Below are 18,918 nucleotides of genomic sequence, written 5' to 3' on the forward strand. Positions count from 1 at the left end.
CCCCGCGCTTGTGTTTGCGTGGAGAGGTGCGTTGTCTCTCAAGAGCGTGGCGGCAATTTCGGTCTTGAGCGGTCGGGCACGTGTGCGTAGTCCGGCGGCGTTGCCGGAGGGTTCGTCTCCAGGAGTTCCAGCGCCAGCTCCACCGCGTCCGACAGCTGGGCGTGTCTGCCCTCTGCCCAGTCCAGGGGGGTGCGGAGGACCTCCACATCAGGGGTCACGCCCTTGTTCTCGACGCCCCAGCCGTAGGCGTCGAACCAGGCCGCGTTCATCGGGACCGTGATCACCGTGCCGTCGCCGAGGCGGTGGCGGCCGGTCATGCCGACCACTCCGCCCCAGGTGCGCTGGCCGACCACCGGGCCCAGCTTGAGGAGCCTGAAGGCCGCTGTGATCATGTCGCCGTCCGACGAGGTCGCCTCGTCGGCGAGGGCGACGATCGGGCCGCGCGGGGCGTTCGACGTGTACGACACCGGCTGGGCGTTGCGCGTGAGGTCCCAGCCGAGGATCGTGCGGGTCAGCTTCTCCACGACCAGCTCGCTGATGTGGCCGCCCGCGTTGCCGCGTACGTCGACGATCAGTGCGGGGCGTGACATCTCCATCCGCAGGTCCCGGTTGAACTGGGCCCAGCCGGAGCCGCCCATGTCGGGGATGTGCAGATAGCCGCAGCGGCCGCCGCTCAACTCCCGTACGACCGCGCGCCGTTTGGCCACCCAGTCGTGGTAGCGCAACGGCCGCTCGTCGATCAGGGGGACCACCGCCACGCGTCGTGACCTGCCCGCCTCGCCCTCCGAGGGGGTGAAGGTCAGCTCCACGGTCGTACCGCCGGAGCCCGCCAGCAACGGATAGGGGCCCGAGACCGGGTCCACGGGACGGCCGTCGACGTGGGTGAGTACCGCGCCCTCCCGGATTCCCGTGCCCGCCAGCGGGGAGCGGGCCTTGGAGTCGGACGACTCGCCGGGGAGGATGCGTTTGACCATCCAACCCTCGTCCCTGCGGACGAAGTTGGCGCCCAGCAGGCCCTGCCAGCGCTGGTAGTGGGGCGGGCCCTCGTTGCGGCGGGCCGCCGTCACGTAGGCGTGGGAGGTGCCCAGTTCGCCGAGCAACTCGCGCAGCAGGTCCGCGAACTCGTCGGGGGAGGCCACCCGGTCGACGAGCGGGCGGTACTGGGCGAGCACCCCGTCCCAGTCGATGCCGCACATCTCCGGTTCCCAGAAGTACGCCCGGATCAGGCGGCCCGCCTCCTCGTACGCCTGTCGCCACTCCGCCGTCGGGTCCACCTCGTGCAGGATGCGGCGCGAGTCGATCCAGACCGTGGTGTCGCTGTCGCCGGACTCGCCGGCGGGGGCCGCCCGCAGGTCGCCCTCGTCCACCAGGACCAGCCGGGTGCCGTCGCCGCTCACCGCGAACCAGTCGAGGTGTTCGACGAGTTCGGACTTCTTCGACTTGCTGATGTTGAAGTGCTCGAGCGTGGGCCGGCCGCTGATGTCGTCCGGGTTGGCGAACGTCTCGCCCAGCGCCCCCGAGATCGGCCAGCGCAGCCAGACCAGTCCGCCGCCCGCGACGGGGTGCAGCGCGGAGTACTTGGAGGCGGTGACGGGGAAGGGGGTGACCCGGCTCTCCAGGCCCTCGACCTCGACGGTCGTCGTTCCGGCGTCTCCGCCCTCCTCGTCCTCCACCGGGTCCAGGCCACCGGCCGCCGGGCGGCCCTCGGGGTTGAGGGCGAAGGGGGAGGGGGTCGCGGAGGACAGGGGGACCAGGTAGGGGCGGCAGCCCAGCGGGAAGGAGAGATCCCCGGTGTGGACGTCGTACACCGGGTCGAAGCCGCGCCAGGAGAGGAAGGCGAGGTAGCGGCCGTCCCGGGTGAACACCGGGTTCTCGTCCTCGAAGCGGCCGTTGGTGACGTCGACGATCAAACGGTCCTTTATCCGGGCCAGTTTGATCTGGCGGAGGGAACGGCCGATGCCCGGGTGCGACCAGGTCAGCCATGTGCCGTCCGGGGAGAACGCCAGGTCCCGTACCGGGCCGTTGACCGACCGGATGAGTTCCGTGACCTCGCCGTTCGAGTCGTCCGTGCCCGCGGCGTCAGCCGCATTGTCGGACACAGTGAGGAGCAGGAGCCGTCCGTCGTGCGAGGCGAGCGCGAGGCGCTCTCCGTTCGGGTCCGCGACCATCTCCAGGACCCGGCCCAGCTCGCCGGAGGCCAGTCGGCGCGGTTCGCGGTCCCCGGTGGCCCGCGGCAGGTACGCGATCTCGATCGCGTCCTCGCCCTCCGCGTCCGTCACATACGCCACCTGGCCCGCCGAGCCGAGCATCTCCGGCAGCCGGACCCGTACGCCCGGGGTGTCGGTGATCGTGCGGGCGGGGCCGTCCCGGTGGGTGAGCCAGTACAGGCTGCCGCGTACGACCACGGCGCTCGCGCGGCCCGTCTCGTCGACGGAGATGCCGTCGACGTGCTGGGCGGCCGGCACCTGGTACGTGCGGCGTCCGGCGCGCGGGCCGCTCAGCCGCACCTCGAGCTTGCGGGGCTTGCTGTCCGCGGCGAGGTCGTCCACGAGCCACAGATCGCCCGCGCACTGGTACACCACCCGGGTGCCGTCACTGGACGCGTGCCGGGCGTAGAAGGCGTCGTGGTCGGTGTGGCGGCGCAGGCCGGAGCCGTCGTACGCGCACGAGTAGAGGTTGCCGACGCCCTCGTGGTCGGAGAGGAACGCGATCCGGCCGCCGACGAACATGGGCGAGTGCAGATGGCCGCCGATGTCCGCCAGCAGGCGTTCGCCGTGCAGCCAGAGGCGGCCCGTGGCCCCGCCCCGGTAGCGCTTCCAGGCGGCCGGTTCGTGCGGTGGGGTGCCGGTCAGGAGCAGGGTCTTGCGTTCGCCTTCGATGTCGGCGACCTGGATGTCGGAACAGGGACCCCACGGGAGTTTGCGGCCGGGGTCGCCGCCGAGGCTGAGCTTGTAGGCCCAGGTGAAGTGGGAGAAGGGCTCACCGTGGGAGGCGACGGCGAGGATCACGCCGTCCGGAGTGAAGCCGCACACCTGGGTGTCCGGCGACCCCCAGTGGGTGAGCTGGCGGGCCGGGCCGCCGTCCACCGGGACCAGGTGGATCTCGGGCACCAGGCTGCGCCAGCTCGTGTACGCGATCCGCTCGCCGTCGGGGGAGAAGCGGGGGTGACCGATCTTGGTGCGGTCCACGGTGAGTCGCCAGGCGCGGCCGGGGCCGTCGAGAGGGGCCAGCCACAGGTCGTCCTCGGCCACGAAGCAGAGCAGTTCGCCGCTCAGATGCGGTAGGCGCAGGTAGCTCACCTCCCCATGCTTTTCCTATGGACGTACCTGGGCAACTCGTGACACGAGGATCTGCGTGACCCAGAACACGAACGAAACCGTTTCGTTTCGATGAGGGGTGGGGTACCTTTCTTGGTGTACGAAACCGTGTCGTTCGGAGTGGGAAGGTGAGTACGGTGACCGAGGCCGCAACCGCGCGTCGCAGCCGCATCACCCCTGAGCGTGAGGCCGAGTTGTACGAGGCCGTGCTCGATCTGCTCCGGGAGGTCGGCTACGACGCCCTCACCATGGACGCCGTGGCGGCCCGCACCCGGTCCAGCAAGGCGACGCTCTACCGCCAGTGGGGCGGCAAGCCGGAGCTGGTGGCGAAGGCGATCCGGCACAACAAGCCGGGCAGCATCTCCGACGTCGACACCGGATCCCTGCGGGGCGACCTGCACGCCCTCACCTCGCGTGAGGACGACTGCACCATGCAGCAGAACGCCGCGCTGATGCGGGGTCTGTTCATGGCGGTGCACGGTAACCCGGACCTCCTCGCCGCGTTCAAGGAACTGCTGGTCGAGCCGGAGATGGAGGAGTTCCACCGGGTGGTCCAACGGGCCGTCGACCGCGGCGAGGTCCGCGCCGACTGTCCGGCGCTGGGCTACGTGGTGCACATGCTCGTCGGCGCGTTCGCCACCCGCACGCTGATCGACGACCAGCCGCCGACGCAGGCGTTCATCACCTCGTACATCGACGCCGTTGTCCTCCCCGCCCTCGGCGTGCCCGTCAACTGACGGACCTCTTTCACCGACAAGCCCTCAGCCGATGAGTCCCCCAGGCTGACGGGTTCCTCGAGCAAGCCCTCCACCTGACGTATCCGCTCACGTCGTCGGGCTGATCACCCCTGCCCTGGCGCCTGTGTCGGAACCCCGGCCGGGCGCCCGCCCCCGACCCCACGACCTGACCGGGAGATGCCTCCGTGGCCACGTTCCTGTACAAACTCGGCCGGCTCGCCTTCAGGCGACGGCATTTCGTCGCCCTCCTATGGGTCGCGCTGCTCACCCTCGCGGGCGTCGGCGCGGCCAGTGCCCCCAGCGCCGGATCCAGCTCCTTCTCCATCCCCGGTACCGAGGCCCAGAAGGCCTTCGACCTGCTGGAACAGCGGTTCCCGGGCAGCAGCGCGGACGGCGCCACCGCCCGCGTCGTCTTCAAGGCGCCGGACGGCGAGAAGATGACGGACGCCGCCAACAAGGCGACCGTCGAGAAGACCGTCCAGGAGGTGTCCGACGGCTCCGAGGTCGTCTCCGTAGCCGACCCCTACAAGGCCCACGCCGTCAGCAAGGACGGCACCATCGCCTACGCCTCGGTGCGCTACGAGGCCCCCGGCATGGAACTGAAGGACGCCAGCAGGGACGCCCTGGAGGACGCCGGGCAGCAGGCGCGCGACGCCGGGCTGACCGTCGAGATCGGCGGTGACGCCCTCCAGGCGACGCCCGAGGCGGCCTCCTCCGAGATCATCGGCCTCGCGGTCGCCGCGGTGGTCCTCGTCATCACCTTCGGCTCACTCATCGCGGCCGGTCTGCCACTGCTCACCGCGCTGATCGGCGTCGGCATCGGCGTCTCGATGATCACCGCGCTGGCGAGCGCCCTCGACCTCGGCTCCACCACCTCCACCCTGGCGATGATGATCGGCCTCGCGGTCGGCATCGACTACGCCCTGTTCATCGTCTCCCGCTACCGCTCCGAACTCGCCGAGGGCCGCGACCGCGAGGAAGCGGTCGGCCGGGCCACCGGCACCGCGGGCTCCGCGGTGGTCTTCGCCGGTCTCACGGTGGTGATCGCGCTGGTCGGCCTCGCGGTGGTGAACGTTCCGATGCTGACGAAGATGGGTGTCGCCGCGGCGGGCACGGTCGTGATCGCGGTGCTGATCGCACTGACCCTGGTCCCGGCACTGCTCGGCTACGCGGGCCGGAAGGTCAGGCCGGCGGGCGAGAAGGGCATGTTCCTGGGGGGCCGCAGGAAGGCCGCGGCGGACCGCGGGAAGCCGGCCGCCACGGACAGCGGGGAGCCCGCCGCCAAGCCGAACATGGGCACGCGCTGGGCGAGCTTCGTCGTACGCCGTCCCGTGGCCGTCCTAGTGCTCGGTGTCCTCGGCCTCGGCGCTGCGGCCCTCCCCGCGACCTCCCTCGAACTCGGCCTCCCCGACGACGGATCGCAGCCGACGTCGACGACCCAGCGCCGGGCGTACGACATGCTCTCCGAGGGCTTCGGCCCCGGCTTCAACGGCCCCCTCGTGGTGGTCGTCGACGCCAAGGCGAGCGACGCCCCGAAGAGCGCCGTCACCGACGTGTCCGACCGGATCAAGGACCTGAAGGACGTCGTCACGGTGACCCCGGCGACGTACAACAAGTCCGGCGACACGGCGACGATCACCGTCATCCCCGACTCCAAGCCGTCGTCGGTCTCGACCGAGGACCTGGTGCACTCCATCCGCGACGCGGGCACGGACATCATCAAGGCCGACACGGACGCGAAGGTCCTGGTCACCGGCACGACCGCGATGAACATCGACTTCTCGCAGAAGCTGAACGACGCGCTGGTGCCGTATCTGATCCTGGTGGTGGGCCTGGCCTTCCTCCTGCTGACCCTGGTGTTCCGCTCGATCCTCGTCCCGCTGAAGGCGGCCCTCGGATTCCTCCTGTCGGTCCTCGCGGCCCTCGGCGCGGTCGTGGCGGTCTTCCAGTGGGGCTGGCTCGCCGATCTCTTCGGCGTCCAGGAGACCGGCCCGGTCATGTCGATGATGCCGATCTTCATGGTGGGCGTGGTCTTCGGTCTGGCCATGGACTACGAGGTCTTCCTCGTGACGCGGATACGCGAGGCGTACGTCCACGGCGAGCGGCCCACTCAGGCCGTGGTGACCGGCTTCCGGCACAGCGCACGGGTCGTCACGGCGGCGGCGATCATCATGATCGCGGTGTTCGCCGGCTTCATCGGGGCGAGTGAGTCGATGGTCAAGATGATCGGCTTCGGCCTCGCGATCGCGGTCCTCTTCGACGCGTTCGTGGTCCGCATGGCCATCGTCCCGGCCGTCCTCGCCCTCCTCGGCAAGAAGGCCTGGTGGCTCCCGAAGTGGCTGGACCGCGCCCTGCCCAACGTGGACGTGGAGGGCGAGGGGCTGCGCACGGAGGCCGAGTCCGGGAAGGACGGGGAGCGCGAGCTGGTGCGCGTGTGACCGGCCACCGTTGAGAGACCAGCCGGTGAGGGCCCCGTGGGGACGGGGTGCCCTCACCGGCTTTCTTCTGCCGGGAAGTGGGGGCGGACTGGTTCAGCGAACCTGTGTCACATACAGCTCTCCGTTGGCGATCGTGTAGATGAGGCGGTGATCGCCGACGCGGAGTCGCCGCCGGTCCGGCCGTGAGACAGGGACTGGGTGGGGGAGTGGGACTACTGGGTCATCTCCGGCGGCAGTTGGACGTTCGCCGTCCTGCCCGGGCAGGAGGACGACCCCCGACTCGTCCGCCAAGACGAGCGGCCCGGACCGTCCGAGGAGCTTCCTCGGTCGCGGTGCCACGGGGGACCGCGCGGGCTGCTCGACCTCGACACCGACCGGGCGGCGGCCGCCCGGGAGGCCGCGGATCGGTGGGACGACTGGCGGAGGTTCGCCGACCGCCACGCCGGTCCGGAGTCGGTGCTGCGGGCCGTCGCCGAGGACCCGGAGCTGAAGGAGCGGTTCACCGACGACCCGTACGCCCGGTTCGGCGCCTCCCGGGAGGCGTACATCGCGGAACACGTCGCGGAGGTGCTTCCCACGCCGGCCGTGCTCACCCTGGGCGGCCGCTGGGTCGAGTACGGCGGCCCCGGCTACCGGCAGTGGTTCAACGCCTACCTGCAGGATCTGCCGGCCGACACGATGGTCGTGCGAGTGCTGTACCACGCCTGACCTCGGCCCACGACCTCGCCGTCGGGGCCGACTCCTCGGTCGTCCAGACTGGACGAGGCGCATTTGAACATGTTCAAATTGGGGGGCGCGGAGGACCGTGCGCAGGCTGCCGCCTTGTGGCGGCGGGTACCGCGGGGAGGAAGCCTTGGGGTCGGGTGCGGGCGTCGTCGGCTTGGTGGTGTTCTTCTTCTACGTGCTCCTCATGGGGCCGTTCTGTGTCCTCATCGGATCGCGAACGTCTTCGGGAATGGGCTGGCTGATGTCGGTTCCCTTGATCTTCCTGCCCCTGGCCTGGTTGGTCGGCCTGGCGATTCCCTGAGCGCCCACCACCTGGACCGACTTCCTCACGCACGTCACGAAGTGAGTTCGGCGTTCCCGGTGCCCAGGGCGTCGGCCAGACAGGCCAGGTAGAGGGCCATCGTCGTCCGGTTCCCGCAGGTCGGTGATGAGGCGGACGGGGGCGCCGCCGGCCACCCGGGCGCCGAGGCGGAGCGCGTCGCACGCGTCCAGGTAGGAGTCGTGCAGACCGCCGATCGAGCCGGCCGGTTCACCGATCCCCGCGCGGGCGGTGAGGTTGTCCTGCGCGGCGATGACGTCGGTGATGCGGCGGCAGTCGTCGACCAGGCGCCCAGTCGTGCGGGAGGCCGGGAGCCGATGCAGTACGCCGATCCACCCGGGCGCCGCTCCCGGTCATCGACCGCCTGCCGGACCACGACAACGCCTTCGCGGCCACCGGCCACGGCATGCTCGGCGTCACCCTGGGCCCCGCGACCGGCCAACGGCTCACCGAGTACGTCCTCTCCGGCCGCCGCCCCGAGGTGCTGGCGCCGTTCCGCTTCGACCGGCCGGGGCGCTGAACTCGGTCGCGTGCCCCGTACACGCGCCGCTAGCGTGCCCTGCATGACGACGACAGCCGCCACTGACGCCGAAGAGTCCGGAGCCCACCCCCGGTTCGCCGAGGCCCTGCGAGAGCTGGGCCTTGGGGAACTGCACGCCCGTGTCCGCCGGTTCCCGGACGCGACCCGTACGGCAGCCGAGGCCGCCGCCGCGATCGGGTGTGGGCTCAGTCAGATCTGCAAGTCGCTGATCTTCGCGGCGGACGGCGAGCCGGTGCTGGTGCTCATGGACGGGGCCTCGCGGGTCGACGTCGAGCTCGTGCGGAAGGAACTCGGCGTCCAGCAGGTCACGCGGGCCAAGGCCGACGTCGTACGGGAGACCACCGGGTACGCCATCGGCGGCGTACCGCCCTTCGGGCACCGTACGAAGACGCGTGTGCTCGCCGATCGGTCGCTGCTGGAGCACGAGGTCGTGTGGGCCGCCGCCGGGAATCCGCACGCGGTCTTCCCCATGGCGCCCAAGGAACTTGTCGCCCACGCCGGTGCCGCCCTCGTGGACGTGCGCGAGCAGCCGCCGACTTCGTGACCCCGCTCGTCACCGCCGCCGTCCTCCTGGCGGCCGTCACGCACGCCAGTTGGAACGCCATCGCCCACAAAATCACCGACAAGCTGGTGGGGTTCACGCTCATCGCGGGCGGCGGGGTGCTGATCGGCGCGGTCCTCGCACCCTTCGCGGCGTTCCCGGCGGCGCGGGCGTGGCCATATCTGCTCGCCTCCGCGCTTGTTCATATTGTCTACTTCGCGCTGCTCATGAAGTCGTTCCGGCTGGGTGACTTCGGGCAGGCGTACCCCATCGCGCGAGGCACCGCACCCCTCGTGGTCGCGGCGCTCGCCGCCGTCGTCGCGCACGAGGTGCCGGACGGATGGGCGGCGTCCGGGATCGCCGTGTCCTGTGCGGGGCTTACGGGGGTGGCGCTCTGGGGCCTGCATGGCCACCGGCCTAACTGGGCCGCGATCGGGGCCGCGTTGGCGACCGGACTGAGCATCGCGGCGTACACCGTGCTCGACGGTCTGGGCGTACGCGCCTCCGGGTCCTCGCTCGGCTACATCGCCTGGCTGATGGTGGTCCAGGGGCTCGCCATCCCCGCCTACTCGCTCTGGCGCTGGCGGTCTCGGACCGTCTCCCTGCTACGGCCGTTCGCCGCGCTGGGACTGCTCGGTGCCGCGCTGTCCGTCGCTGCCTACGCGTTGGTGCTGTGGGCCCAGACGAAGGCGGAACTGGCACCGATCGCCGCGCTGCGGGAGTCCTCGATCATCGTGGGAGCCGCCATCGGGGCCGTCTTCTTCAAGGAGCGGTTCGGCCGGGCCCGGATCGCGGCGGCGGTGCTGCTGGTGGTGGGCATCGGGATGATGCTGCACGCGAATCAGGCCGAAGCCCCGGCCATCGGCCGGGGCTTCCTTGCTGGTCAGACGCTCACTTGCTGAAGGCGGCGTTGTTGCAGCCCATCGTCGAGCCGAGGTGGGTGTTCTGGCTGCCCTCGGAGCCCTCGCCGTTGAGGGCGCCGCCCAGGAGGCCGTTGAGCAACCCGACCGTACCGAGGATGTCGATGTTCAGGTCGTGGGACTTGCAACTGGTGCTCTGCTGGACCTTGGCCTGGTTGCCGCCCCGGTGTCCGTCGCCCCAGCCGCGGCCGTCGGCGTGGGCGGTGCCGGCGCCCACGAGTCCGATGGTGCTGAGGGCGGCGACCATCACGGCAGCCTTGCGAAGCTTGTGCATGTCATCTCCGGTGGAGTGAGGTGGATGCGATGCGTGCAAGGTCGACCCCTTACGCCTGCCGACCCCTTGCGCGTAAGGGAGATTAAGTAGGAAATGCCCCAAATCATCCTGCGGCGCGCCGAGTTTCGCGATCTTGCACCGGGATGACGTCGTGCGAGGGGCAGGTCAGGAGAGCGCCGGCTTGGCCACGCGGAACGCGAACTGGCCGCAGTACGTGAGCTTGCGCAGGTTCACCAGGGCCGTCGTGCGGCGGCCGTGCTTCGCCCAGTCGTCGATCTCGGTGTTCAGCGGGGACTGCTCGTCCCAGTACCGGCTGTACTCGGGTGGCCGGCCGAGGTAGCTGCGCATGATCAGCGCGACCCCGTCGAGCGAGGGCCGGATCTCCTCCAGTGCCAGCCCCGCCTCCTCGACCAGGACCCGGAAGCCGTACGGCGTGTAGTTCCACAGACTGAAGGAGTGGTACGGCTCGAACTGGGACGTCGACCCGATGAACCGGCCGCCGGGCACCAGCACACGGGCGATCTCGGCCAGCAGTTCGCGCGGGCGGGCGACATGTTCGAAGACCTGGTGGGAATAGATCAGCGGGAGCGAGTCCGAGCCCATGGGGAGGTGGACGCCGTCGTAGTGCACCACCGGGTCGCCGCCCGGTGTGCGCTGCCCGGCCTCCGGCGAGTCCCGGATGTCCACACCGACCCACCGCACCAGCGGGTCGTGCCTGCGGAAGAGCCTCGCGGACGTGCCGCGGCCGCACCCCAGGTCGACGACCAGCCCGGGTGCGCCGGGGGCGCCCATCACCTCGTCGACGTAGTACCGCGAGGTGACCTGGCGGGCGTGGTCGTCGGGGATGCAGTCCCGCATGAGCTCCCAGAGGGTCGCCATGCTTTTGATGCTACGAACACATAGTGTTATGCGCGAATTACACTGTGCTGTCAGTGTGCTTCGCTGTCGGCGCGCGTTGTCGTCAGCGCGGGGCCGACGCCCGACATGTCATGCGCCGTCACGCTGTTGCGGTCCGCGACCGAGCGGCCCAGGGCGTGGTGCGGCCACAGGCCCGCGGCGACGCGGCGGCTGCGCTCGTTCCACTGGCGGGCCGCCGGGGCGTCGGCCTTGTAGTGGTTGAGGGCGTAACCGCCGGAGTGGATGCGCAGGAGCGTGAAGCCGCCCGGGTACTCCTTGGCGGCGGCCACCTCCTGCTGGGTGACGTGTGGGGCCCGCACCAGCGGCGTGCGCTTGTTGCGGTGGGTGTGGCCCGCGTGGTGGAGGAAGACACCGGGCGCGGCCGCGTAGGCGTCGACGATCGCGCGGGCCTGGCGGCGCTCCAGGCACTGGCCGCGGGTCACCGGGAACACGGAGTCCCGCACGGTCAGCGGATGGTGACCGAACACCAGCGTCGGCTGATCCGGCTGCTCCCTCAACCGCGCCCGGAACCATGCCAGTTGGTCCGGCCCGAGCCCGCCCGCGTCGGCGCCGTTGCCGGACTTGGCGTAGGTGTCGAGGCCGATGATCCGCAGCCCGCCGAGGTCGTGGGCGAAGAACCCGGTGCCGTCGCCGCCGCCCGGGAACGTGGTGTGGAAGGCGTCGTCCCGGGAGCGGTCGTGGTTGCCGCGTACGACGAAGTAGTCCCGCCCGTGCGTGCCGAAGCCGTCCAGGATGCGACGGGCCTCGCGCAGGTCGACGGCCGCGCCGCCCGCCGAGATGTCGCCCCCGGCCAGCAGCACGTCCGCGCCGCGCCGCCTGGCCTCCTCGACCAGGGCCCGGCTCATCAGCTCCGGATAGGGCGCGCGCCCCGGCTGCTGGACCACCCCGCGCGGCAGGGGCAGGCCACCGATCAGGCCCGCGGTGGTCTCGCCGAGGTGCAGGTCGTTGCAGAGCGCGATCGACAGCAGGTGGCGGCCGGGCGGGGGCTGCGGGGTGGTGAAGGAGTACGGGCCGCCGCCGAAGCCCAGCCCGAACGTCGACGTGCCCACCGCGTTGCCGCGCACCAGGTGCAGCGGGGTGGGCGTGGCGGCCACACCGCGTGAACGGGCCTGGTAGTAGTACGTCTGCCCCGGCTCCAGGTCCGTGAGCTCGACCTGGTGGTGAGCGGTCGGCCGGCCCTCGGAGGCGGTGCGGTTGAGCCGGGACGGGTGGGTGCCGTAGACGACCTCGCCCTCGGTGATCGCGGGCAGGGGGTGACCCAGGCCGTCGTTGGTGCCGGGGATGCCGGTGTACCAGGTGACGACCGCGCGGTCCTCGGTGAGGGTGACCAGTTCCAGGTTGACGGCGGTCAGGTCGTCGGGGTGATGGGAGCGCGCCTGCCGCATGGCGGCGGAGGCCGTCCGCAGCAGGGCGGGGGCGAGGCGCGCGCCGGAGCGCAGCACCTCGCAGGGGCCGGGGAAGGCCGACAGGGCCGCGAGAGCGGGGAGGTGAGCGGAGAAACAGCAGCGCATGTCCTCGATGTGGCCCAGAGCGGTTAACGGGGGAGGTGGCGGTGGCGGCGGGGCCAGGTCCGGTGCGCGACATCTCCATGGAACGCGACATCTCCATGGAAGCAGGGCGAAGGCGGTCACCGAAGCGAGTGTGCCGAGTCTCACTGATCCCGAGTTGAGGTTTTTGCTCCGGGACTACGATCGGGGCGGCGGGCCGGCGAGGGTCATCGAGGGGGCGGGGGTCAGGCGACGATCTCGCAGGCGACGCAGTCCTGTTCACGGGCGTCCATGCGCAAAAGCATGCCCATCCCGACTGGTCGTCGGTGCCCTCTCGGGCGCACCCTGGAAGCAGGTCTTCCGGAGGTGATCGTCATGATGCACACCGCAGTGGGATGGCATGTCGAGCTGGAGTTCCAGGAGGACGACCAGCACACGCGGGCGGTCGCGATGGTGCGTCTGCCCGACGGCTCCGAGGTGCGGGCCCACGGGAACGCCACACGGCACCACACCGACTCCAATCAGCCACGGGTGGGTGAGGAGATCGCCGGGGCGCGGGCGCTGAACGAGCTCGCTATGCAGTTGCTCACCAAGGCACATGGGGAGATCGATCAGGCTTCGGGGCGGACCTCGCATCCGATCCACGTTTGACGCCGTCGGTTGGGCCGGTCCGCGATCGAGGGTGCCGCGATAGGTCGTATGGCGGCTGCGGCGCCGTCGTGGCTGGTCGCGCAGTTCCCCGCGCCCCTAAGGGCGATGTCCGACCGCCCGCAACGTGGGCGCCGAGCGGCCACCACGTCGGCTATGCCAGCGCCGCCCTGACCGCCCGTACCAACCCCTGCGCCCTCGGATCCGCCGTCACCGTCCTGCGGAAGCCGTTCGTCACATAGCCGAACGCGATGCCCGTCTCCGGGTCGGCGAAGCCGAGGGCGCCGCCGCGGCCGGGGTGGCCGAAGGAGCCGGGGCCCAGCAGGGGCGACGCGGTGCCGTGGAGCATGTAGCCGAGGCCGAAGCGGGTGTTCACGATCAGGACGCGGTCCGGGCCGGCCGACTCCTCGGCGCGAGCCAGTTCCACCGTCGCCGGGTCGAAGAGCCGTACGCCGTCGACCTCGCCGATCAGCGCCGCGTACACGCGGGCCAGACCGTCGGCCGTGGCGATGCCGTTCGTCGCGGGGAGGGCGGCGGCGCGGTAGGCGGGGTCGTTCTGGTCCGGGAAAGGGGTGATCGCGGCGAACGCGCGGCGCGTCAGGGAGTCCGGGTTGTCGTAGGCCTCGGTGACGGAGCGCTTGGGGCGGGAGCGCAGGGCGCCCGTCGGCTCCGGGCCCTCGACCCGGCCGGTACGGCCCACCCGGCCCGCCTCCGCCTCCGGCAGCCCGAGCCACAGCTCGGCGCCCAGCGGGCCGGTGACCTCCGCCGCGAGCCACTCGCCGGCCCACTGCCCGGTCACGCGCCGGACCAGCTCGTCGAGCATCCAGCCGTACGTCAGCGCGTGATACCCGTGATCGGTGCCCGGCTCCCACGCGGGCGCCTGCGCGGCCACCGCCTCGGGACCGCGGTGCGGGTCCAGCGCCTCCTCCGGCGTGAGCGGGCGGTCCAGGGCCGGGAGCCCGGCGCGATGGTTCAGCACATGCCGGACCAGCAGCCGCTCCTTGCCGTGCGCCTTGAACTGCGGCCAGTACGCGCTCACCGGCGCGTCCAGGTCCAGCTCACCGCGCTGGTGCAGGAGGAGGAGTACGGCGGCCGCGACGCCCTTGGTCGCCGACCGCACGACCTGTGCGGTGCCGGGCTGCCACGGCTCCGTGCCGTCGATGTCCTTGGTGCCGGCCCACAGGTCGACGACCTTGCGCCCCTCGCGGTACACGGCCACGGCCGCGCCCCGTTCCCCCAGCGCGGCGAAGTTCCGGGTGAACGCCTCCCTGACCGGCTCGAAGCCCTCGGCCACTGTGCCGTTCACGTCCACGCCCGTGCTCCTCACCAACTGTCCCCTGCCTGCGACAGTCAGTCCAACATGGGTACGCGGCCTTGGATTCCGTTGTGTGGCCGACGTCTCGCTACCCGAGCAGGATCGTGACGTCGATGTTGCCCCGGGTCGCGTTGGAGTACGGGCAGACGTCGTGCGCCGCGTCCACCAGCTTGGCGGCGATGTCCGCGTCCAGCACCGGCAGCGAGACGCTGAGGGCGACCGCGAGGCCGTAGCCGCGGTGCCTGTTGGGGCCTATGCCGACCTTCGCGGCGACCGTGGAGCCGGTGAGGTCGTAGCCCTCGCGATTGCCGACCAGGATCAGCGCGTTGTGGAAGCAGGAGCTGTACCCGGCGGCGAGGAGCTGCTCGGGGTTGGTGCCGTTGCCGTCGCCGCCCAGCTCCGGGGGCATCGCGACCTTGAGGTCGATCTGGCCGTCCTGGCTGGTGACATAGCCGTCCCGGCCGCCGTGCGCGGTGGCCTCGGCGACGTACATGATCTTCGTCGGACGGGTGTCCGGAGCGGTGCCCTCGTCGGTCATGGCTGGCCCTCCCCCAGAAGCTGTATCAGTGTGCGGCTCCGCTGCGTGGGTGCACAACTACATCGTGCACAAGATACTGGCTGGTAGGTATCCCGTGGTTACCCGGGGGTGGGCAACCATCGGTAACTCGAGATCAGCAGCGGTTGCGCTCGGCGGCCGTCTGCGCCTTCTCCGCCAGCTGCCACAACTCCTCGCGCAACCGGGCGGCTTCCGGCCCGTCGAGCCCGGCCCCGGCGAGCAGCGCGCCCGGCACGCGAGCCGCCCGCTCCCGCAGCTCCTCCCCGCGCCCGGTGCACGCGACCAGCACCGAGCGCTCGTCGCGCGCCGCGCGTTCCCGGCGTACCAGCCCTGCCGCCTCCAGCCGCTTGAGCAACGGCGACACCGTGCCGTAGTCGAGCCGCAGCGCGCCGGCCAGCTCCTTCACCGTCGTCTTGCCGCGCTCCCACAGGACCAGCAGGACGAGGTACTGGGGATAGGTGAGGCCGAGTTCGTCGAGAAGCGGACGGTACGCGGCCGTCACCGCGCGCTGGGCGGCGTACAGCGCGAAGCACAGCTGCTCCTCCAGCAGGAGCGAAGCGTCGTCGCTCGCGGGCTTCTCGTTCGTCACGCGCCCTCCCCCACGCTCGAACCGGCTTCGCTCGGCTCGCGCGGGGGCACCCCCATCACGGAGCGCGGGTCGAAGCCGAACGGCAGCTCCAGCCGGTGGGCGCGCATCAGGTCGTCGTCCGCGAGGAGTTCGCCGGTCCTCCCGTCCGCCGCGATCACGCCCTCGCTGAGGATGAGGGAGCGGGGGCACAGCTCCAGGGCGTACGGCAGGTCGTGCGTGACCATGAGGACCGTGACGTCCAACGAGCGCAGGATGTCGGCCAGTTCGCGGCGGGAGGCGGGGTCGAGGTTGGAGGAGGGTTCGTCGAGGACGAGGATCTCCGGTTCCATCGCGAGCACCGTCGCCACCGCGACCCGGCGCCGCTGGCCGAAGGAGAGGTGGTGCGGGGGCCGGTTCTTGAACTCCGCCATGCCGACCCGGTCGAGGGCCCGGTCGACGCGCTCCTCCAGCTCGGGTCCCTTCAGCCCGGCCGCCGCCGGCCCGAAGGCCACGTCCTCGCGGACCGTCGGCATGAAGAGCTGGTCGTCCGGGTCCTGGAACACGATCCCGACCCGGCGCCTGATCTCCGCCATGTGCTGCTTGCCGACGGGCAGCCCGGCGACCTTCACGGTGCCCGTACCGCCGGTCAGGATGCCGTTGAGGTGCAGCACGAGGGTCGTCTTGCCGGCGCCGTTCGGGCCGAGCAGCGCGACCCGCTCGCCGCGCGCGACGGAGAAGTCCACGCCGAACAGGGCCTGGTGGCCGTCGGGGTAGGCGAAGGCGAGGCCGGAAACTTCCAGCGAGAATGTCACCAAACCCTCCGAATCCCATCGCATGATCGGATACCCCCGATCACGAGCGGTGCATTGCGAGAACCAAGCATGCACATTCCTTTTGGCGTTCGCTGTGCAAACCGGCCAGGTTCCGTCCCGGCTGGTGTTGAGGGAGTAAGACCTTTCAGGGCGCTGACCTGCGGGGCTTCCTGAGCCAGGAATCCCCCTGCTTCCGCTGGGGGAGGGTTCAAAGCGACCATCCCAGCAAACACACAACGAGAGCCGTGCCCGGGAGCGCGAGGGCGTACGACCACTGCGCCCGGGACGCGGTCACCTCGTCGATCACCGGCATCGAGCCGGCGTACCCGCGGCTGACCATGGCCAGATGCACGCGCTCGCCGCGCTCGTAGGAGCGGATGAAGAGGGCGCCCGCCGTCTTCGCGAGCACGCTCCAGTGCCGCACGCCACTCGCCTCGAAGCCGCGCGACTCGCGTGCGATGCGCATCCGCCGCATCTCGTCCGTGATGACATCGCCGTACCGGATCATGAAGGACGCGATCTGCACGAGGAGCGGCGGGAGCTTCAACCGCTGGAGGCCGAGGAGCAGTTCGCGCAGCTCGGTGGTGGAGGCGAGCAGGACGGAGGCGGCGACGCCGAGCGTGCCCTTCGCCAGCACGTTCCAGGCACCCCACAGCCCGCTGACGCTCAGCGACATGCCCAGCACCTCGACGCGTTCGCCCTCCGCCACGAACGGCATCAGTACGGCGAATGCGACGAACGGCACCTCGATCAGCAGCCGCTTGAGCAGGAACCCGGCGGGCACGCGCGCGGCGTACGCGACGAGCGCGAGCAGTACGGCGTACAGGCCGAACGCCCACATCGCCTCCCGCGGCGTGGACACGACCACGACCACGAAGGCGAAGACCGCCGCGAGCTTGGTGTGCGGAGGCAGGGCGTGCACGGGCGAGTGCCCGTGCCGGTAGAGCTTGTGCGCGTGCCCTGCGCCCATCTCAGGCGCTCGTGCTCGCGGGCGACACGTCGGACGCGTCCGCCCCCTCGGCCGTACGGCGCCTGCGCACCGCCCAGAAGACGCCGGTGCCCGCGACCATGGTCACGCCGACGCCGATGACGCCCGCGAGGCCGCCGGAGAGGCGGGCGTCGGTGATGTCCTTGACGCCGTAGTCCGCGAGCGGGGAATCGGCCGCGGCGTGCTCCTCGACCTTCTTGTCGATGCCGTTGTCGGCGGCGACCTTCTCCAGGCCGTCGGGGCTGGCGGAGGCGTAGAAGCTGACGAATCCGGCGAGTACCAGGGAGGCGACGAGGCCGGCGGCCCACACCTTGCGGGGGGAGCGGGCGGCGACCGGGGCGGCCGTCGGCTCGTCGGCGGGGGCGTCGACCAGCTCGCCGTTGACCAGCAGTTTCAGGCGCTGACGCAGGTCGCGGGCGCCGTGGACGAGGTCCGGGCGTACGGCGATGACGGCGCCGACGGTCAGCGCGGTGATCGCGGCCTCGCCGATGCCGATCAGGATGTGCACGCCGACCATGGCGGTGGCGACCTTGCCGATCGAGACGTCGGTGGTGCCGCCGACGGCGTACAGCGCCGTGAAGGCGAGGGCCGAGGCGGGGACCGAGACGAGCGCGGCGACGAAGGAGGCGGCGGTCACCGAGCGGCGTGTGCGCGGCAGGACCTTGACCAGGCCGCGGAACAGGGCGTACGCCACGACCACCGTGACGATGCCCATGCACGTGATGTTCACGCCGAGCGCGGTCAGGCCGCCGTCCGCGAAGAGGATGCCCTGCATGAGCAGGACGACCGAGACGCACAGCACGCCGGTGTAAGGGCCGACGAGGATCGCGGCGAGGGCGCCGCCGAGCAGGTGTCCGCTGGTCCCGGCCGCCACCGGGAAGTTCAGCATCTGCACCGCGAAGATGAACGCGGCCACCAGGCCGGCCAGCGGCGCGGTCCGCTCGTCGAGCTCACGGCGGGCGCCGCGCAGGCTCGCGGCGACCGCGGCAGCGGCGACCACGCCGGTCGCGACCGAGGTGGGGGCGTCTATGAATCCGTCAGGTACGTGCACCGTTCGATGATAGTGGCTTAATGCGAATCACTTGCAAGAGCGAGGAGCTTGTTTATCGCACGTGTGATATATGCCTGCTCGGCAGGGCGCATTCAGGAAGATATGCGACATTGGAGGGGGAGCGAAGGCACAGCTTCCGCACAGGTCACCCAGGGTAAGGGGTTGTCCGATGTCTGTAGTCGAGCAGTATGCGAGAGCCCATATCGTCACCGACGCGGACATCCTGGCGGAAGAGCAGGACGCGGTCCCGGTCGTTCTGAAGTACGACCCCGAGGTCGATCCGCGGTCTGTGCGGGTGCGGTTGCCCGGGCGTGAGGCCCATGAGTGGACGTTCTCGCGCTCTCTGCTGGAGCAGGGGTTGCGGGCGCCGGCCGAGAGCGGCGAGATACGTGTGTGGCCGTGTGGGCGGGTGCAGGCGGTGGTGGAGTTCCACTCGGCGCACGGGGTTTCCGTGGTGCAGTTCGAGTCGAAGGCGCTGATGCGGTTTCTGCGGCGCACGTATTTGGCCGGCGCGCCGGTGGCCGCCGAGGCGGGGGTGGGCCGCGCGGCCCGGCGCTAGCGAGGTGCCGCCTTTCACCGGGTGGGAGCCGCCCCAGCGGCACGCATGCCCCTAGGCCCTGTCGTTTGGATCAGCTCGGCTGCGAGGATCGGTTCCTCTCGGCGGACCCGAGCGGGGCGATGGGGGTGCCCCCGCGCGAGCCGGTTCGAGCGTGGGGGAGCGTGCAGCTGCAAGGCGGAGGAGGGAGTCGACGCGGAGCGTCG

General features: G+C 71.0%; 17 protein-coding genes and 2 pseudogenes. 8 read left to right on the top strand and 11 right to left on the bottom strand.

Translation table 11 applies throughout. The features are described from left to right. Positions 1–38 precede the first annotated feature (38 nt). Positions 39–3,299, bottom strand: a complete 3,261-nt coding sequence (locus tag IF78_RS0140430) for a S41 family peptidase (RefSeq protein WP_031487565.1) — start codon at positions 3,297–3,299, stop codon at positions 39–41. Between the two features lie 155 nt (positions 3,300–3,454). Between IF78_RS0140430 and IF78_RS0140435 the strand changes: the two genes are divergently transcribed. The 4 genes from IF78_RS0140435 to IF78_RS50135 all read left to right on the top strand — a co-directional run bounded on the left by IF78_RS0140435 (position 3,455) and on the right by IF78_RS50135 (position 7,519). Beyond that, positions 3,455–4,054: a TetR/AcrR family transcriptional regulator gene (locus IF78_RS0140435; RefSeq protein ID WP_031487566.1), complete on the top strand. Its 600-nt coding sequence runs from the start codon at positions 3,455–3,457 to the stop codon at positions 4,052–4,054. Between the two features lie 185 nt (positions 4,055–4,239). Then, positions 4,240–6,492, top strand: a complete 2,253-nt coding sequence (locus IF78_RS0140440; RefSeq protein WP_031487567.1) for an MMPL family transporter — start codon at positions 4,240–4,242, stop codon at positions 6,490–6,492. 198 nt (positions 6,493–6,690) lie between these two features. After that, complete coding sequence (locus tag IF78_RS49035) at positions 6,691–7,200, top strand: hypothetical protein (RefSeq protein ID WP_031487568.1); 510 nt, start codon at positions 6,691–6,693, stop codon at positions 7,198–7,200. A gap of 97 nt (positions 7,201–7,297) precedes the next feature. Next, positions 7,298–7,519 (top strand): hypothetical protein, encoded by a 222-nt coding sequence (locus IF78_RS50135; RefSeq protein ID WP_234439977.1) that lies wholly within the window; start codon positions 7,298–7,300, stop codon positions 7,517–7,519. Positions 7,520–7,695: 176 nt separating this feature from the next. Here the strand turns inward: IF78_RS50135 and IF78_RS50570 are convergent. Beyond that, positions 7,696–7,869 (bottom strand): annotated as a pseudogene (locus IF78_RS50570) (sugar diacid utilization regulator); the annotation flags it as partial. Between the two features lie 231 nt (positions 7,870–8,100). Here IF78_RS50570 and IF78_RS0140460 point away from each other — a divergent pair. Beyond that, positions 8,101–8,622: a YbaK/EbsC family protein gene (locus IF78_RS0140460; protein WP_031487569.1), complete on the top strand. Its 522-nt coding sequence runs from the start codon at positions 8,101–8,103 to the stop codon at positions 8,620–8,622. Then, positions 8,619–9,458 (top strand): annotated as a pseudogene (locus tag IF78_RS0140465) (EamA family transporter); the annotation flags it as partial. The gene IF78_RS0140460 and the pseudogene IF78_RS0140465, both read left to right, overlap by 4 nt. Positions 9,459–9,510: 52 nt before the next feature. Here IF78_RS0140465 and IF78_RS0140470 read toward each other — a convergent pair. The 3 genes from IF78_RS0140470 to IF78_RS0140480 form a co-directional block, all read right to left on the bottom strand. Continuing rightward, the gene (locus tag IF78_RS0140470; RefSeq protein ID WP_031487571.1) at positions 9,511–9,813 is read right to left on the bottom strand and encodes a hypothetical protein; all 303 of its coding nucleotides are present in this window, start codon (positions 9,811–9,813) and stop codon (positions 9,511–9,513) included. 165 nt (positions 9,814–9,978) lie between these two features. Beyond that, the gene (locus tag IF78_RS0140475) at positions 9,979–10,692 is read right to left on the bottom strand and encodes a class I SAM-dependent methyltransferase (RefSeq protein WP_031487572.1); all 714 of its coding nucleotides are present in this window, start codon (positions 10,690–10,692) and stop codon (positions 9,979–9,981) included. A 50-nt stretch (positions 10,693–10,742) separates the two neighbouring features. Continuing rightward, the gene (locus tag IF78_RS0140480; protein WP_031487573.1) at positions 10,743–12,242 is read right to left on the bottom strand and encodes a purple acid phosphatase family protein; all 1,500 of its coding nucleotides are present in this window, start codon (positions 12,240–12,242) and stop codon (positions 10,743–10,745) included. Positions 12,243–12,593: 351 nt separating this feature from the next. Here IF78_RS0140480 and IF78_RS0140485 point away from each other — a divergent pair, with 351 nt between their 5' ends. Then, on the top strand, positions 12,594–12,869 hold the full coding sequence (locus IF78_RS0140485; RefSeq protein WP_031487574.1) for a DUF1876 domain-containing protein: 276 nt from the start codon (positions 12,594–12,596) through the stop codon (positions 12,867–12,869). A gap of 151 nt (positions 12,870–13,020) precedes the next feature. Here IF78_RS0140485 and IF78_RS0140490 read toward each other — a convergent pair whose 3' ends face one another. The 6 genes from IF78_RS0140490 to IF78_RS0140515 all read right to left on the bottom strand — a co-directional run bounded on the left by IF78_RS0140490 (position 13,021) and on the right by IF78_RS0140515 (position 18,156). Further along, entirely contained in the window at positions 13,021–14,178 is a 1,158-nt protein-coding gene (locus tag IF78_RS0140490; RefSeq protein WP_031487575.1) for a serine hydrolase domain-containing protein, read from the bottom strand. 91 nt (positions 14,179–14,269) lie between these two features. After that, positions 14,270–14,719 carry an organic hydroperoxide resistance protein gene (locus IF78_RS0140495; RefSeq protein ID WP_031487576.1) on the bottom strand — a complete coding sequence of 150 codons (450 nt, stop codon included), beginning with the start codon at positions 14,717–14,719 and terminating at the stop codon, positions 14,270–14,272. Positions 14,720–14,852: 133 nt separating this feature from the next. Further along, positions 14,853–15,326 carry a MarR family winged helix-turn-helix transcriptional regulator gene (locus IF78_RS0140500; protein WP_031487577.1) on the bottom strand — a complete coding sequence of 158 codons (474 nt, stop codon included), beginning with the start codon at positions 15,324–15,326 and terminating at the stop codon, positions 14,853–14,855. Then, a complete protein-coding gene (locus tag IF78_RS0140505; RefSeq protein ID WP_199921464.1) occupies positions 15,323–16,141 on the bottom strand; it encodes an energy-coupling factor ABC transporter ATP-binding protein in 819 nt (272 codons plus the stop codon). Before IF78_RS0140505 ends, IF78_RS0140500 begins: the two co-directional genes overlap by 4 nt. 184 nt (positions 16,142–16,325) lie before the next feature. Continuing rightward, positions 16,326–17,087: a cobalt ECF transporter T component CbiQ gene (gene cbiQ, locus IF78_RS0140510; RefSeq protein ID WP_031487579.1), complete on the bottom strand. Its 762-nt coding sequence runs from the start codon at positions 17,085–17,087 to the stop codon at positions 16,326–16,328. A gap of 1 nt (position 17,088) precedes the next feature. After that, positions 17,089–18,156, bottom strand: coding sequence for an energy-coupling factor ABC transporter permease (locus IF78_RS0140515; protein ID WP_031487580.1), 1,068 nt, complete (start codon positions 18,154–18,156; stop codon positions 17,089–17,091). 169 nt (positions 18,157–18,325) lie between these two features. Here IF78_RS0140515 and IF78_RS0140520 point away from each other — a divergent pair, with 169 nt between their 5' ends. Further along, entirely contained in the window at positions 18,326–18,715 is a 390-nt protein-coding gene (locus IF78_RS0140520; protein WP_031487581.1) for an SsgA family sporulation/cell division regulator, read from the top strand. The last annotated feature ends 203 nt before the right edge of the window (positions 18,716–18,918 follow it).

It is taken from the genome of Streptomyces bicolor (assembly GCF_000719285.1).
GTDB lineage: Bacteria > Actinomycetota > Actinomycetes > Streptomycetales > Streptomycetaceae > Streptomyces > Streptomyces bicolor.